Annotated in this window: 12 protein-coding genes and 1 tRNA gene; 8 read left to right on the top strand and 5 right to left on the bottom strand. The window is 71.1% G+C overall.

The features are described from left to right. Positions 1-109: 109 nt before the first annotated feature. Positions 110-814 carry a DUF461 domain-containing protein gene (locus ABT122_RS28105; RefSeq protein ID WP_351557990.1) on the bottom strand — a complete coding sequence of 235 codons (705 nt, stop codon included), beginning with the start codon at positions 812-814 and terminating at the stop codon, positions 110-112. Positions 815-1727: 913 nt separating this feature from the next. Between ABT122_RS28105 and ABT122_RS28100 the strand changes: the two genes are divergently transcribed. The 7 genes from ABT122_RS28100 to ABT122_RS28070 all read left to right on the top strand — a co-directional run bounded on the left by ABT122_RS28100 (position 1728) and on the right by ABT122_RS28070 (position 8762). Further along, positions 1728-2210, top strand: coding sequence for a CarD family transcriptional regulator (locus ABT122_RS28100; protein WP_003953493.1), 483 nt, complete (start codon positions 1728-1730; stop codon positions 2208-2210). Between the two features lie 272 nt (positions 2211-2482). Next, positions 2483-3232, top strand: coding sequence for a 2-C-methyl-D-erythritol 4-phosphate cytidylyltransferase (gene ispD / locus ABT122_RS28095; RefSeq protein ID WP_351557988.1), 750 nt, complete (start codon positions 2483-2485; stop codon positions 3230-3232). Continuing rightward, the gene (ispF, locus tag ABT122_RS28090; RefSeq protein ID WP_351557986.1) at positions 3219-3740 is read left to right on the top strand and encodes a 2-C-methyl-D-erythritol 2,4-cyclodiphosphate synthase; all 522 of its coding nucleotides are present in this window, start codon (positions 3219-3221) and stop codon (positions 3738-3740) included. The genes ispD and ispF overlap by 14 nt, the downstream gene beginning before the upstream one ends. A gap of 117 nt (positions 3741-3857) precedes the next feature. Further along, positions 3858-4262, top strand: coding sequence for a PPOX class F420-dependent oxidoreductase (locus ABT122_RS28085; protein WP_351557984.1), 405 nt, complete (start codon positions 3858-3860; stop codon positions 4260-4262). Positions 4263-4433: 171 nt separating this feature from the next. Beyond that, positions 4434-5834: a cysteine--tRNA ligase gene (gene cysS, locus ABT122_RS28080; protein WP_351557982.1), complete on the top strand. Its 1401-nt coding sequence runs from the start codon at positions 4434-4436 to the stop codon at positions 5832-5834. An 85-nt stretch (positions 5835-5919) separates the two neighbouring features. Next, positions 5920-6870, top strand: a complete 951-nt coding sequence (rlmB, locus tag ABT122_RS28075; protein WP_351557980.1) for a 23S rRNA (guanosine(2251)-2'-O)-methyltransferase RlmB — start codon at positions 5920-5922, stop codon at positions 6868-6870. Between the two features lie 218 nt (positions 6871-7088). Then, positions 7089-8762: a DoxX family protein gene (locus ABT122_RS28070; RefSeq protein ID WP_351557978.1), complete on the top strand. Its 1674-nt coding sequence runs from the start codon at positions 7089-7091 to the stop codon at positions 8760-8762. Between the two features lie 662 nt (positions 8763-9424). On the opposite strand, the gene ABT122_RS28065 is transcribed toward ABT122_RS28070, so the two are convergent. The 3 genes from ABT122_RS28065 to ABT122_RS28055 form a co-directional block, all read right to left on the bottom strand. After that, a complete protein-coding gene (locus tag ABT122_RS28065) occupies positions 9425-10147 on the bottom strand; it encodes a nucleotidyltransferase family protein (RefSeq protein WP_351557976.1) in 723 nt (240 codons plus the stop codon). Positions 10148-10185: 38 nt separating this feature from the next. Next, positions 10186-10608, bottom strand: a complete 423-nt coding sequence (locus tag ABT122_RS28060) for a hypothetical protein (RefSeq protein WP_351557974.1) — start codon at positions 10606-10608, stop codon at positions 10186-10188. 194 nt (positions 10609-10802) lie between these two features. Then, complete coding sequence (locus ABT122_RS28055; RefSeq protein WP_351557972.1) at positions 10803-11933, bottom strand: ABC transporter ATP-binding protein; 1131 nt, start codon at positions 11931-11933, stop codon at positions 10803-10805. Between the two features lie 177 nt (positions 11934-12110). On the opposite strand from ABT122_RS28055, the gene ABT122_RS28050 reads away from it, so the two are divergent. Next, positions 12111-12184: transfer RNA gene (locus ABT122_RS28050), tRNA-Thr, on the top strand. 160 nt (positions 12185-12344) lie between these two features. Here the strand turns inward: ABT122_RS28050 and ABT122_RS28045 are convergent. Then, positions 12345-13400, bottom strand: a complete 1056-nt coding sequence (locus ABT122_RS28045) for a Dam family site-specific DNA-(adenine-N6)-methyltransferase (RefSeq protein WP_351557994.1) — start codon at positions 13398-13400, stop codon at positions 12345-12347. Positions 13401-13408 lie beyond the last annotated feature (8 nt).

The raw sequence follows: 13408 nt of genomic DNA, 5'->3' as shown, positions 1-13408 counted from the left end.
ATCTCCCGGATCTTCCGGGGTGTGCGGGGTGGGGGTGGCGGTGCCGTTGACGTGTTCGGATCCGGTGGGGCCCCGCCGCTGTCGCCGCCCGCCGTGCGGACGGCCCCGCTCAGCTCTCCGAGTCGGCGGACTCGGCCGGAGCCGACGGCTCGCCGGACTCCTCGCCCTCGGCGCCCGGGGCGCCGCTCCCGGGCGCCGACGGGGAGCCCGCGGGCGTGCCGGAGGGCTCGCCCGACGGGGTGGCCCGCTCCGCCGGCGGGGACGGCAGGGAGCTGGGGCCGAAGTCCTGGAAGCCGTCGCCCGTGGACGCCATCACGAACGCCTTGAGCGTCACGTCGCCGGTCTCGCTGAAGCGGAAGACCGTCTCCTGCACGCCGCCGATGTTCCCCGTCAGCGGGGTGCCATTGTCGATCACGGCGGAGGCGTTGTCCTTGCCGCCGATCACGATCGAGCCCTGCGCGGGCACGGTGACCGCGCCGGAGCCCTTCGCCGGGGTGAGCTTCACCGCTCCGGCGCCACCCGCGAGGGTGATCGACTCGATGGTCTGGTCCTTGGTGCCCGTGTTGAACACGGTCGCCGAGACGACCGCGGGACCCGTGTCGCCCTTCGCCGGCTGGGTGATCACATTCGCGTTCTGGACGCTGATCGTGTCGACCGTCGCCTCCGCGGTGTCCGGCTTGATGCCGAGGGACTGCGCGTTGTTGCCCGCGCCACAGGCGGTGAGGGCGGTGAACGACAGCGCGACGGCGGTCACGGCGAGGGCGCCGCGTCGAAGGCTGGGGGCGCCCCCGGACGGCGTATGGGGGAGGCTCACGGCGGCGGCATCTCCTTGGGCGTACGGACTGGCGGTTGACTGATCGGGCGAACCGGTGCAATGGCGGCCGGGTCCGCGTCAGTTCGCGATACCGTCCGAGATCACTTCAGTTCGCCGCCAGATTACAGAGCCGCCGCTCCGGGGTTGCACTCGACCCGCCCCTTGGTGCCACGGGTACCCCGGGGGGCCCTCGCGCGGACGTCCCCGGCCCTCCCCGTCACCGTTTCCCCGGCCCTCCCCGTCACCGTTTCCCCGGACCGCTTCCCGCGGCCGGGCCGGAAGCGCTCCCGGCCGGCCCTCCCCGGCCCGGCCCGCGCACCCCGTCCCGTCCGGCCCCCGCCGCCTTCTCGCGGGCCCTCCCGCCGGCCGCCCCGGGAGTCTTCCTCCCAACGGGCTCCAGCACGCTCCCGCGGGTCTTCCTCCCGCAGGCTCCAGCACGCTCCCGCGGGTCTTCCGGCCCCGAGTTGCGCGCCCCGAGTTACGCGCCGCCCGCGCGGGAGTTCCGGTACCGGCGTTTCCCGTGCCGATCGCATATCACCGTGATCAATTCCGCCCCCGGCGCGCATTCCCCCGAATAGCCGGTCACGCGTTCGTTGATCAATTCCGGATTCCCGGCGGCGGGGGTCCGTACGGGTGACCGACGGCCGAACGGAGTAGGCGAAGTTCACCGTCGAGAACCCGGCAAAACGGGACGTTCACCCATGTCTGAGGGGTTCAGGGGTGGTCTGAGCCGTCTGTTTCCCGCCCCCTGTGCAGCCGCTCCCACCTGCGAATACCCCCTTCCAGAAGTCCTCCGCAGCACGTTCCTGTTGCTGTTGTCAAGCCCCGAGATATGCCCTGACCTGCGAAAACGCCATTCAGAAGAAGCTGTATCCGTGTTACCCTGGATAGCCACGGAAGGGGTACCTGTCACATGACGTTCAAGGTTGGCGACACCGTGGTCTATCCCCATCACGGGGCCGCGCTGATCGAGGCCATCGAAACTCGCCAGATCAAAGGCGTGGACAAGACCTACTTGGTGCTCAAGGTCGCCCAGGGCGACCTGACGGTTCGTGTGCCGGCGGACAACGCGGAGTTCGTCGGTGTGCGCGATGTGGTCGGCCAGGACGGGCTCGACCGGGTCTTCGAGGTGCTGCGCGCGCCGTACGCCGAGGAGCCGACGAACTGGTCCCGCCGCTACAAGGCAAATCTTGAGAAGCTCGCGTCCGGCGATGTCATCAAGGTCGCCGAAGTCGTGCGCGACCTGTGGCGCCGTGAGCGTGAGCGTGGTCTTTCCGCAGGTGAGAAGCGGATGCTCGCCAAGGCTCGCCAGATCCTGGTGAGCGAGCTCGCCCTCGCGGAGAACACCAACGAAGACAAGGCCGAGGCTCTGCTCGACGAGGTCCTCGCGTCCTGACGCATGACGCACCAATGCCGCGGTGCCCGCTGACATGCCATGATCATCTTTGATCACGGGTCTGTCGCCGGGCGCTGCGGCATGTTCGTGTCCACTTCACGGGTGTTCCCACAGGTGTCCCCATCACCGCGGCACCGAAACGCCTGTGGTGTGCCGGGCCCGGGCGACTGGCGCAGACCAGAGTCACGGAAGGGTCCGTCAAGGCGTCGCGCCCGGCACGCTGTGGCCATACCCATGTCGGCCGAGGAAACAAACCTGCCGGAGTACAACCGATGACAGACGAATCGCCGACGCCCCGCACCGCGGCCGTGATCCCGGCCGCCGGCCGGGGTGTCCGGCTCGGTCCCGGAGCCCCCAAGGCGCTCCGCACGCTGAACGGCACTCCCATACTCGTCCACGCCGTACGCGCCATGGCGGCGTCCAACGCGGTCTCCCTCGTCGTGGTCGTCGCCCCACCGGACGACACCACCTCGGTGAAGACCCTCCTCACCGATCTCGTACTCCCCGACCGCACCGAGGTCGTCGTCGTCCCCGGCGGTGAGAACCGCCAGGAGTCGGTACGGCTCGGTCTCGACGCCCTCCCCGAGGACATCGGCACCGTCCTGGTCCACGACGCCGCCCGCCCCCTCGTGCCGGTCGACACCGTCGACGCCGTCATCGAGGCCGTACGCGAGGGAGCACCGGCGGTCGTCCCCGCGCTGCCGCTCGCGGACACCGTCAAGGAGGTCGGCCCCGCCCTGCGCGAGGGCGGCCCCCAGCCGGTCGTCGCCACCCCCGAGCGCGCCCGGCTGCGGGCCGTGCAGACCCCCCAGGGCTTCGACCGCGCCACCCTGCTCCGGGCCCACCGGGCCATCGCGGCGGAGGGCGAGGGCGCCACCGACTGCGCCGGCCTCGTCGAGCGGCTCGGTGAGCCCGTCGTGGTCGTGCCCGGCCACGAGGAGGCGTTCAAGGTGACCCGCCCGCTCGACCTCGTCCTCGCCGAGGCCGTACTCGCCCGCAGGAGGGCCAATGACGGATTCTGACCGCTTCCCGCCTCCCGTCGTGCTGCCCCTGGTCGGCATCGGCACCGACGTCCACGCCTTCGAGACGGGCCGCGAACTGTGGTGCGCGGGGCTGCTCTGGGAGGGCGAGGACGGGCTCGCCGGGCACTCCGACGGCGACGTCGCCGCCCACGCCGCCTGTGACGCGCTCTTCTCCGCCGCCGGCGTCGGCGATCTGGGCGCCCACTTCGGCACCGGCCGCCCGGAGTGGTCCGGAGCCTCCGGCGTCACCCTGCTGACCGAGGCCGCCCGGATCGTCCGCGCCGAGGGCTTCGAGATCGGCAATGTCGCCATCCAGGTCATCGGCGTCCGGCCGAAGATCGGCAAGCGGCGCGAGGAGGCCCAGAAGATCCTGGGCGCGGCCGTCGGCGCCCCGGTGTCGATATCCGGGACGACCACGGACGGGCTCGGCCTCACCGGCCGGGCCGAGGGGCTCGCCGCCATCGCCACCGCCCTGGTGCACCGGCGCGCCCCGGCGGCCTCCGGCTGAGCCGGACGGACGGGGGGAACGACCCCCGCAGGTGTGGTCCGCCGCCCCCGCGGGTTGGCGGACCACCGGATCGGTCAACGAATCAGTCCGCGCTCACCCAGCAGAAAGGCCGCCCCCATGACCGCCGCACTCTCGGACGAGCTCAAGGCGCTGCTCGACGCCCCCGTCTTCGTGAACATCGCGACCATCCAGCCCGACGGCAGCCCCCAGGTGTCACCGGTCTGGGTGAAGCGGGACGGCGACGACGTCCTCATCTCCACCACGGTCGGCCGCCGCAAGGAGCGGAACCTCCGCCGCGACCCCCGGGTGAGCGTGGTGGTCCAGCCCTTCGAGGCGCCCTACACCTACGCCGAGATCCGCGGCGAGGCCACGCTCACCACCGAGGGCGGCCAGGAACTCATCGACGAGCTGTCGCTCAAATACACCGGCAAGCGGTACGCGGAATTCAATCCGGCGGCCGGCCAGGACGATCCCCGTGTGGTCGTCCGGATCACCCCGCGCAAGGTCGTCGGCCGTATCTGAGTCCGCGTCCGGGGCTTCTCGGGGTCCGCCTTCCGCACCCGTGTCCGGGGCCTGTCCGGCCGGTCCGCCGATGTCAACCGATCACACAGCCTCTTTGTACGGGTGCACAAAGTTCGCCCCGCGATCCGCAAGGGTCGCGGGGCACCGCTATGGGGCCACTACCCTTGTTGCGTGACCATTCGCCTGTACGACACCAGCGCCCGGCAGATCCGTGACTTCACCCCGATCGTTCCGGGCTGTGTCTCGATCTACCTCTGTGGTGCGACCGTGCAGGCCGCCCCGCACATCGGGCACATCAGGTCGGGGCTGAACTTCGACATCATGCGCCGCTGGTTCGAGTACCGCGGCTACGACGTGACGTTCATCCGCAATGTCACCGACATCGACGACAAGATCATCTGGAAGTCGGCGGAGCAGAACCGCCCCTGGTGGTCCATCGGCTACACCAACGAGCGCGCCTTCAACGCGGGGTACGACGCCCTCGGCTGCCTCCCGCCCAGCTGTGAACCGCGCGCCACCGGCCACATCACCGAGATGGTCGAGATGATGCGCGGCCTCATCGAGCGCGGCCACGCCTACGAGGCCGACGGCAATGTCTACTTCGACGTCCGCTCGTTCCCCGGCTATCTCCAGCTCTCCAACCAGGACCTGGACGATCTGCGCCAGCCCTCGGGCGAGGGCGAGACGGGCAAGCGCGACCCGCGCGACTTCGCCATGTGGAAGGCGGTCAAGCCCGGCGAGCCGAGCTGGGAGACCCCCTGGGGCCGCGGCCGCCCCGGCTGGCACCTGGAGTGCTCCGCCATGGCGCACAAGTACCTCGGCGAGGCCTTCGACATCCACGGCGGCGGGCTCGATCTGATCTTCCCCCACCACGAGAACGAGATCGCGCAGGCCAAGGCCTTCGGCGACGAGTTCGCGCGGTACTGGGTGCACAACGCCTGGGTCACCATGAGCGGCGAGAAGATGTCCAAGTCGCTCGGCAACTCGGTGCTCGTCTCCGAGATGGTCAAGCACTGGAAGCCGATCGTCCTCCGCTACTACCTCGGCACCCCGCACTACCGCTCGATGATCGAGTACAGCGAGGAGGCGCTGCGCGAGGCCGAGTCCGCGTTCGCCCGGATCGCCGGCTTCATGCAGCGCGTCTGCGAGAAGGCGGGCGGGCCGGTCGAGGCCGCCGCCGAGGTGCCGCTCGCGTTCGCCGAGGCCATGGACGACGACCTCGGTGTCCCGCAGGCCCTCGCCGTCATCCACACCACCGTCCGCCAGGGCAATTCGGCGCTCGCCGCCGACGACAAGGAGTCCGCGGTGGCCCGCCTCGCCGAGGTGCGCGCCATGCTCGGGGTCCTCGGGCTCGACCCCTTCGACCCGCACTGGGCGGGTGACGCCGACGGCGGCGAGGATCTGCACGGCGCCGTCGACACGCTGGTGCGCCTGGTGCTCCAGCAGCGCGAGGCGGCCCGCGCCCGCAAGGACTGGGCCACGGCCGACGCCATCCGCGACCAGCTCCAGCAGTCCGGGCTGGTCATCGAGGACGGCCCCGAGGGCCCGCGCTGGACGCTCGGCCCCCGCTGAGCCAGGACGAATGTGCCGCCCGGCCGTCCGGGCGGCACACTGTCATACGTACACACATACGAGGATTCAGGAACAGGTAACAGTCATGGCCGGGAACAGCCAGCGCAGAAACCGCCGCACGTCCAACAAGAAGGGCGCGCAGGTCGGCAGCGGTGGCAAGCGGCGCCGCAGCCTTGAGGGCAAGGGTCCGACCCCGCCTGCCTCCGCCCGCAAGGGGCACGTCAAGAACCGCGTGGCCAACGCCAAGGCCCGGCAGACCACCCGCCGGCCCGTCGCCCGCCGAGGCGGCAAGGGCACGTCCGAGATGGTCGTCGGCCGCAACCCGGTCTTCGAGGCGCTGCGCGACGGGGTGCCCGCCACCACGCTCTTCGTCCAGCAGTACATCGACAACGACGAGCGGGTCCGCGAGGCCCTCCAGCTCGCCACCGGCCGGGGCAACATCCACATCATGGAGGCGCCCCGCCCCGAGCTGGACCGGATGACCAACGGCCTCAACCACCAGGGGCTCGTCCTCCAGGTCCCGCCGTACGAGTACGCGCACCCCGAGGACCTCGCCGCCTCCGCCGCCGACCACGGCGAGGCCCCGCTGATCGTCGCGCTCGACGGTGTGACCGACCCGCGGAACCTCGGTGCCGTCGTCCGCTCCGTCTCCGCCTTCGGCGGGCACGGCGTCGTCGTCCCCGAGCGCCGTGCCGCCGGCATGACCGCCGGCGCGTGGAAGACCTCCGCCGGCACCGCCGCGCGCACCCCGGTGGCCCGCGCCACCAATCTGACCCGCGCGCTGGAGGGCTACCAGAAGGCCGGTGTCACCGTCGTCGGCCTCGCGGCGGACGGCGACCACGAGGTCGGCGACCTGGAGGCGCTCGGCGGCCCGGTCGTCATCGTCGTCGGCAGCGAGGGCAAGGGGCTCTCCCGGCTCGTCGGCGAGACCTGTGACTACCTGGTCCGCATCCCGATGCCGGGCGGCGCGGAGTCGCTGAACGCCGGTGTCGCGGCCGGAGTGGTGCTGTACGAGGCGGCCAAGCGGCGCGCCTGACGCTCTCCGGGCCCCCGGCGCCGCCCTGCGGGGTCCCGGGGGCCCCGGGTTCTCCTCCGCGCGGGGGGAGCGGGGGCGTGCGCGGGGGCTCAAGGGCGCGCGTACGGAAGGTTGACGCCGGGAGGGCACACCTCCTCCAACCCTCTCACCAGCCTTGACGGGTCTCGGACAGATAGGGCCCGTCGCGGCAGTGTCCAAACTCCATGTCACTCGGTTAGATGAGTGTGGACACCAGAACGCCCCGGCCCGGGTTCGATGATCAGCCTGCGCTGAGCATGATCAAGGTTGACTGCGACCCCGCGCAGGTCATCGTGAACCACGCCAGCTTCCGGGTGCAGCTCGCCCAGAGCCCGCGCCCCGCACGAGTGCTGTCGCAGACCGCTCGGATGCCCGCGGGCGCGTCGGTGGTGCGGCGGCGGGCGCCGGTCGTCTGGAGCGGGAGATCCGCGCCGGGGGACTCCGGCGCGACCGGTCTGCTCCAGGCCGTGCGGAACAACACCGTCACCGCCGGGCACGACGGCTACGACGGATACGACCCCGGGGGGTACGACAGCGGTTCGACCCAGGTCATCCCCCGGGTCCAGGTCGCCGGGGGCACCGCGCCCGGCCCGGACGACACGGCGCGCACCCCGCTCGCCGCGCCCCCCGGACGGCCACTGCTGCCGCCGATGCGCCAGGCCGAGGGCGCCTACGACCACCACGACCACCACGACACGTACGCGCCGTACGACCACGAGCCCTACGACGACCAGCCGGACGACGAGGCCGGGGACGACCGCCCCCAGCGCCACGGCAACGACGTGGTGCGCCACGCCTACTACCCCGGCCGCCGGATGAACCTGGGCGTGGTGCTGCTGCCGCTGCGGGTCTTCCTCGGCTTCATCTCCATCTACGCGGGCATGGGCAAGCTCTGCGACCCCGTCTACTTCGACGGCGGCGAGCGCGGCTCCATGGTGAAGTGGCTCAACTCGCTCCACCCCTGGGCGCTCGCCGAGCCGCTGCGGGACTTCGCGCTCTCCCACCCGGTGGGGGCGGGGCTCACTGTCGCCTTCCTCCAGGTCGTGGTGGGTGTGCTCACCGTCCTCGGGCTGTGGCAGCGGGTCGCGGCCGTGGTGGGGGCGCTGCTGTCGGCGGCGCTGATCCTCACCGTGAGCTGGAAGACCGTGCCCGCCTATGACGCCCCCGACATCATCTATCTGGCCGCCTGGTCGCCGCTGATCATCGCGGGCGCCCCCGTCTACTCCATCGACGGACGGCTCGCGGGGGAGGCGTGGCGCACCCTGGGCCCGCGTTCGGAGCTGTGGGAGCTGCGGCAGCGGGTGCTGCGGCGCGGGGCGGTCGTCACCGCGGTGGTCGTCGGTCTGACCCTGCTGATCGGCTCGATGCTCGGAGGCGCGGTGCGCTCCACGGACATGGTGACGGTGCCGGGGCCCAACCAGGACCCGACCAACCACCTTCCCGGCTCGCCGCTGCCCCAGGACAGGCCGTCGGGCACGAGCAGCTCCCCGGGGCCCGGGGACGCCAAGGACAAGAAGGACAAGCCGTCGCCCTCGGCGAGCCAGTCGGGCACCCCGGTGCGGGAGCGGTCGGCACCGCCGTCCACCTCGGGCGCCGTGGCTCCGGAGACGGCCTCCACGGGCGCCGGACGCCCCAGCGAGTCCCAGGGCACCACCGGCGCGGGGCAGCAGTCCCCGACCCGCTCCGAGCCGGCCCAGCAGCAACAGCAGCAGCCCGCGACCGGCACCGCCCCGACCACGGGCGGCGGCACGGGCAGCGGCGGGACCGGGAGCGCGCCGGGGAGCAGCCCCGACAACTCCGGCTCCACCGGAGGGGGATCGAGCAGCGGGGGCACCACGTCGGACGGCAAGGTCATCGGCGGCCTCCTCGGCTGAGACCCACCCGGGAGAGCCACGGGGGTGGCCCCGCGCTCCGGGCGGCCCGCCGGCTGCTCGGAGCGCGGGGCTGTCCTGTGTCGCCGGGTGGGCAGGGGCCTTGTCGTGCGGGGTCTTCCCGCCTCGGGCTTCCGCGGGTGCGGGGTCCGTCCTCAAACGCCGGACGGGCTGGGTGGTTCGGGCTTCGGTGGTTCGGCCTCTGGGCGGGGGTCGCCCTTCGGACTGGGGGCGGCCTTGGGGTTGGCCGGCCGGGTTGGGGCCGGTCGGGCGGTCCGAGCCACGGAATCCGCCCCGGCCGCGGTTCGAGGCACGGAGCGGGCGATCCGCCGCCCCACCGGTGGATGGGGCGCCCGTACGCGGTCCCGCGAACGGCTGGGGGCGGTGACCCGGCTCCCGGCCCCCGGCCCGGCCGGCGTTCGAGGCGTACGCCCCAGCCCCGCCGGTGTCCGACGGCGCTCCCATCCCCGCTGGTGTCCGGAGGGCGCTCTCGGCAGCCCGGACGCGATGGCGATGGAGCCCGACCCGGCCCGTCGGCGTCGCAGGCGCGGGGGTTCGGGGCCGGCCCGACGAACGAAGGCGCTGTGGGACCCGGAGACCCGGAGACCCAGGGGCCTAGAGGGCGCGGGCGGCCAGAGGCCTAGAGGGCGCGGGCGGCCAGGGGTCTAGAGGGCGCGGGCGGACAGCTCCTTCGCCGCCTCGGTCAGATCCTTCGCGGTGTCGATCGCCCGCCAGTACGCCCCGTTCGGCAGCGGGAACCCGGCCAGTTTCCGTTCCCTCGCCAACCCCGGGAACGTCGTCCGCTCGTGGTCCCCGCGCTCGGGCAGCAACCCCGCGAAGGCGGCCGAGAACACATACACGCCCGCGTTGATCAGATAGGGCGACGGCGGCGACTCGATGAAGTCGGTGATGTGCCCGAAGGCATCGGTCTCCACGGCCCCCCAGGGAATCCTGGGCCGGGCCAGCGCGAGCGTCGCTACGGCGTCCCGCTCGGCGTGGAAGGCCGCCATCTCACGCAGGGAGAAACGGGTCCAGATGTCCCCGTTGGTGGCGTACCAGGGCAGTTCCGGCCGCGGCAGCCGGGCCGCGGCGTACTTCAGTCCGCCGCCCCGTCCGAGCGGCTCCGTCTCGACGACGGTGGTCACGCGCAGCGGCAGTGCGGTGCTCTCCAGCCACTCCTGGAGCACCTCCGCGAGATGGCCGCAGGAGACGACGGCGTCCGTCACGCCCTCCGATGCGAGCCAGGACAGCTGATGGCCGATGATCGGGGTCCCGGTTCCCGGGATCTCGACCATCGGCTTGGGGCGGTCGTCCGTGTAGGGGCGCAGCCGCGAGCCCTGGCCGCCCGCCAGGACCACGGCCTGCGTCGGATACGTAGGCGTATGCATGCCGTGAACGATAGGTGCCGCGGCTCTCGGCGGGCGCGTCAGCTCCCCTGGGTCTGCTGGGCCACCCCGGCGGCGAAGGAGGTGTCGCAGACGGGCTTGGAGTACACCTGGGCGCGGGTGGGCCCGAGGCGGTCGACGGCGGCACGGCCGAGGGCGCGGGCGATCGACATGCAGTGCTTGGCGAGCGAGGGACGTGCCTCCACCTCGCGCTGGAGCCGGGTGAGGGCGGTCCCGGGGTTCTTCTCCTGGAGTTCGGTCAGGAGACGGTCGCGCAGGATGTCCTGCGGGGCTCGTGACTTCGCGCGTACGGAGACGTTCTGGGAGGAGGCGGTGAGCATCTGCGACTCGCCGGTCTGCCCGGCCCACGGGACGCTGGTGACCGCGAGGGTTCCGGAGAGCACCAGGACGACGGGCAGAACGAGGGCGAGAGTGCGGCCGATTCGGCGTGCTGTGTGGGTCACGCGAGCGAGCGTAGCGGCCGGTGATGATTTGGCGACATTTAGTCACTCACGTGGGGGACGGTTCGAGGGGTGCTTTCGAATCCCGTGTTGACGGCGGAAGTCGAAATGACCGTAGTGGTGGTTTATTTCACCGGGGTACGCGGAACGGCCCCGCGGAGTCCGCGGGGCCGCTACGGCGGTGTGGGGTTGGTGCGTCAGTCGGTGAGGCGCTCGCCCGTGGAGGTGGCGAAGACATGCAGCTCGTCCGGGCGGGGCACGACGTGCAGCGTGGCGCCCTTCTCCGGCACGGAGCGGCCGCCGACGCGCACGACGAGCTCCTTCTCCTCGCCGCTGACCTCGGACGAGCCGTACACGAAGCCGTCGGAGCCCAGCTCCTCCACGACGTTGACCAGGACGGCGAGGCCGGCCGGGGCGTCCTTGGAGTCCTTGGAGAGCGACGCGGCTCCGCCGTGCTCGACCACGTCGAAGTGCTCGGGGCGGATGCCGACGGTGACCGTGGTGTCACCGCGGTCGGCGGCGGCGCTCAGGGCCTCCCGGGAGACCGGGACGACGCTGTTGCCGAACTTCACGCCGCCGTCGGTGATCGGGACCTCGACCAGGTTCATCGCGGGGGAGCCGATGAAGCCGGCGACGAAGAGGTTCGCCGGGCGGTCGTACATGTTCCGCGGCGAGTCGACCTGCTGGAGCAGCCCGTCCTTGAGGACCGCGACCCGGTCGCCCATGGTGAGCGCCTCGGTCTGGTCGTGGGTGACGTAGACGGTGGTGATGCCGAGCCGGCGCTGGAGCGAGGCGATCTGCGTACGGGTGGAGACACGCAGCTTGGCGTCCAGGTTGGAGAGCGGCTCGTCCATGAGGAAGACCTGCGGCTCCCGGACGATGGCCCGCCCCATCGCCACCCGCTGCCGCTGACCACCGGAGAGCGCCTTCGGCTTGCGGTCCAGGTACGGGGTGAGGTCGAGGATCTTCGCGGCCTCTTCGACCTTCTTGCGGATCTCGCTCTTGTTGACGCCGGCGATCTTGAGCGCGAAGCCCATGTTGTCGGCGACGCTCATGTGCGGGTAGAGCGCGTAGTTCTGGAACACCATGGCGATGTCCCGGTCCTTGGGCGGCAGATGAGTGACATCGCGCTCACCGATGCGGATGGCACCGCCGTTGACGTCCTCGAGCCCGGCGAGCATGCGCAGGGAGGTGGACTTGCCACAGCCGGAGGGCCCGACGAGGACGAGGAACTCGCCGTCCTCGATCTCGATCTCCAGCTGGTCGACGGCGGGCTTCTCGGTGCCCGGGTAGATCCGGGTCGCCTTGTCGAAAGTGACGGTAGCCATGAGCGTATGTCCCTCCACCGGCAGGAACGTGCCGGACGATCCGAGTAAAGGATTGGTGTAGTCCACCTGTGTGGACTGGTGGTGACGCTACCTGGCGTTTTCTGTTCTGTCAGTAGCAGGAAGGGAACGAGATTCCCGGCCGGGGCGGGGCGGGGTTTTGGTTACACTGCTACGGCTGCCTCCTTAGCTCAGCTGGCCAGAGCAACGCACTTGTAATGCGTAGGTCGTCGGTTCGAATCCGACAGGGGGCTCTGCGCGAGCCCAGGTCAGACCGTGTCTGACCTGGGCTCTTCTCGTCACCGGATGCGGCGCCGCCGCCGTGCGCGGGCGGCCTCGGCGGTTGGGGAGGGCGGGCGGGGTGGGGTGTCCGGGAGGCATGGTCGGGTCATCCCCGGGTTCCCGGCGGCGGCTTCACCCCGAGCCGGTGGTCACAGGGTTCGCGGCGTGCCAGGCGGCCATGATCTCCGGGCGGATTCGGCCGCGCGCGGGGACGTCGAGACCGGCCCGGCGGGCCCATGCCCGTACCTCCGAGGCCGCAGGGGCGGTTTCTCCGCCCCGGAGCGTGAACAGCGCCGGGTCCTCGCGCTTCTGTGCTCGCGGTGGGCCGGCGGGTGGCATCGTCTGTCCGGGGAGGTCGCAGGGGTAGCTGGTGAAGACCAGATCCCAGCTGCCGCGGCTCTTCGACTGGAGATTGATGTCCCGCCGTGTGGCCATGCGCGCCACTCGGAAGTCCGAGAAGATCTCACGGGCCAGCGGGGTGTCGCTGTTGGTCATGGCCACGTGCACACCGCGGGCACTGGCTTCGCGCATGGCGGCGGCCAGTCGGCGCTGGTCGTCCTCTCCGAACTGGCCGGCTGTGTATCGCTTGAAGTCCGAGAACTGGCTCAGCGGGATATAGGGCGGGTCCAGATATATCCAGTCACCGGGCTGTGCATCCTTGACGGCCGCTTCGAAGTCGCGGTGCCGGATGTCGGCGTTCCGGAGGGCGGCGGAAGCGGCAAGGAGTGTCGACCGGTTGTAGTAGGGGCGGTCGTACTCGCCGTACGGGACATTGAATCCCCCTTTCCGGTTCACTCGCCATAGGCCGCGGAATCCTGTCTTGTTGAGATAGATGACCCGGGCCGCCCGGGCGCAGTCCGACAGGCTTTCAGCGGCTTTCGATCGTTCCGCGTTGTAGAACTCGCGATTGTTGGGCATGTCGTCCAACAGGGCCATGATTTTCTCGGGGTCCTCGGCCACCTGTTGAAAGCAGATCACCAGTTCAGGATTTGCATCGGAGAGTGACGCGTCCGGGTGCCCCAGTTCGAAGAAGAGCGCCGCACTCCCCATGAACGGCTCGATGTATCGACCATACGAGGGTGGGGCAATCGCGGCCAGCTGATCGGCATACCTGGTCTTGCCGCCGGCCCACTTGAGGAACGACTTGCCTTCACCCTGCTGATTGCTACTCATCGTCTGTAGACCCATCGTCGTCA

The organism is Streptomyces sp. NPDC001985, assembly GCF_040296845.1.
Lineage (GTDB): Bacteria > Actinomycetota > Actinomycetes > Streptomycetales > Streptomycetaceae > Streptomyces.
Note: the sequence above shows the minus strand (reverse complement) of the source record. Positions and strands in the feature narration are given on the sequence as shown.

What these genes read in the sequence shown, in the direction of transcription:
- ABT122_RS28100 (WP_003953493.1), top strand. Translation starts at nt 1,728, where the DNA reads ATGACGTTCAAGGTTGGCGACACCGTGGTCTATCCCCATCACGGGGCC.
- ispD (WP_351557988.1), top strand. Translation starts at nt 2,483, where the DNA reads ATGACAGACGAATCGCCGACGCCCCGCACCGCGGCCGTGATCCCGGCC.
- ispF (WP_351557986.1), top strand. Translation starts at nt 3,219, where the DNA reads ATGACGGATTCTGACCGCTTCCCGCCTCCCGTCGTGCTGCCCCTGGTC.
- ABT122_RS28085 (WP_351557984.1), top strand. Translation starts at nt 3,858, where the DNA reads ATGACCGCCGCACTCTCGGACGAGCTCAAGGCGCTGCTCGACGCCCCC.
- rlmB (WP_351557980.1), top strand. Translation starts at nt 5,920, where the DNA reads ATGGCCGGGAACAGCCAGCGCAGAAACCGCCGCACGTCCAACAAGAAG.
- ABT122_RS28070 (WP_351557978.1), top strand. Translation starts at nt 7,089, where the DNA reads ATGAGTGTGGACACCAGAACGCCCCGGCCCGGGTTCGATGATCAGCCT.
- ABT122_RS28065 (WP_351557976.1), bottom strand. Translation starts at nt 10,147, where the DNA reads ATGCATACGCCTACGTATCCGACGCAGGCCGTGGTCCTGGCGGGCGGC.
- ABT122_RS28055 (WP_351557972.1), bottom strand. Translation starts at nt 11,933, where the DNA reads ATGGCTACCGTCACTTTCGACAAGGCGACCCGGATCTACCCGGGCACC.
- ABT122_RS28045 (WP_351557994.1), bottom strand. Translation starts at nt 13,400, where the DNA reads ATGGGTCTACAGACGATGAGTAGCAATCAGCAGGGTGAAGGCAAGTCG.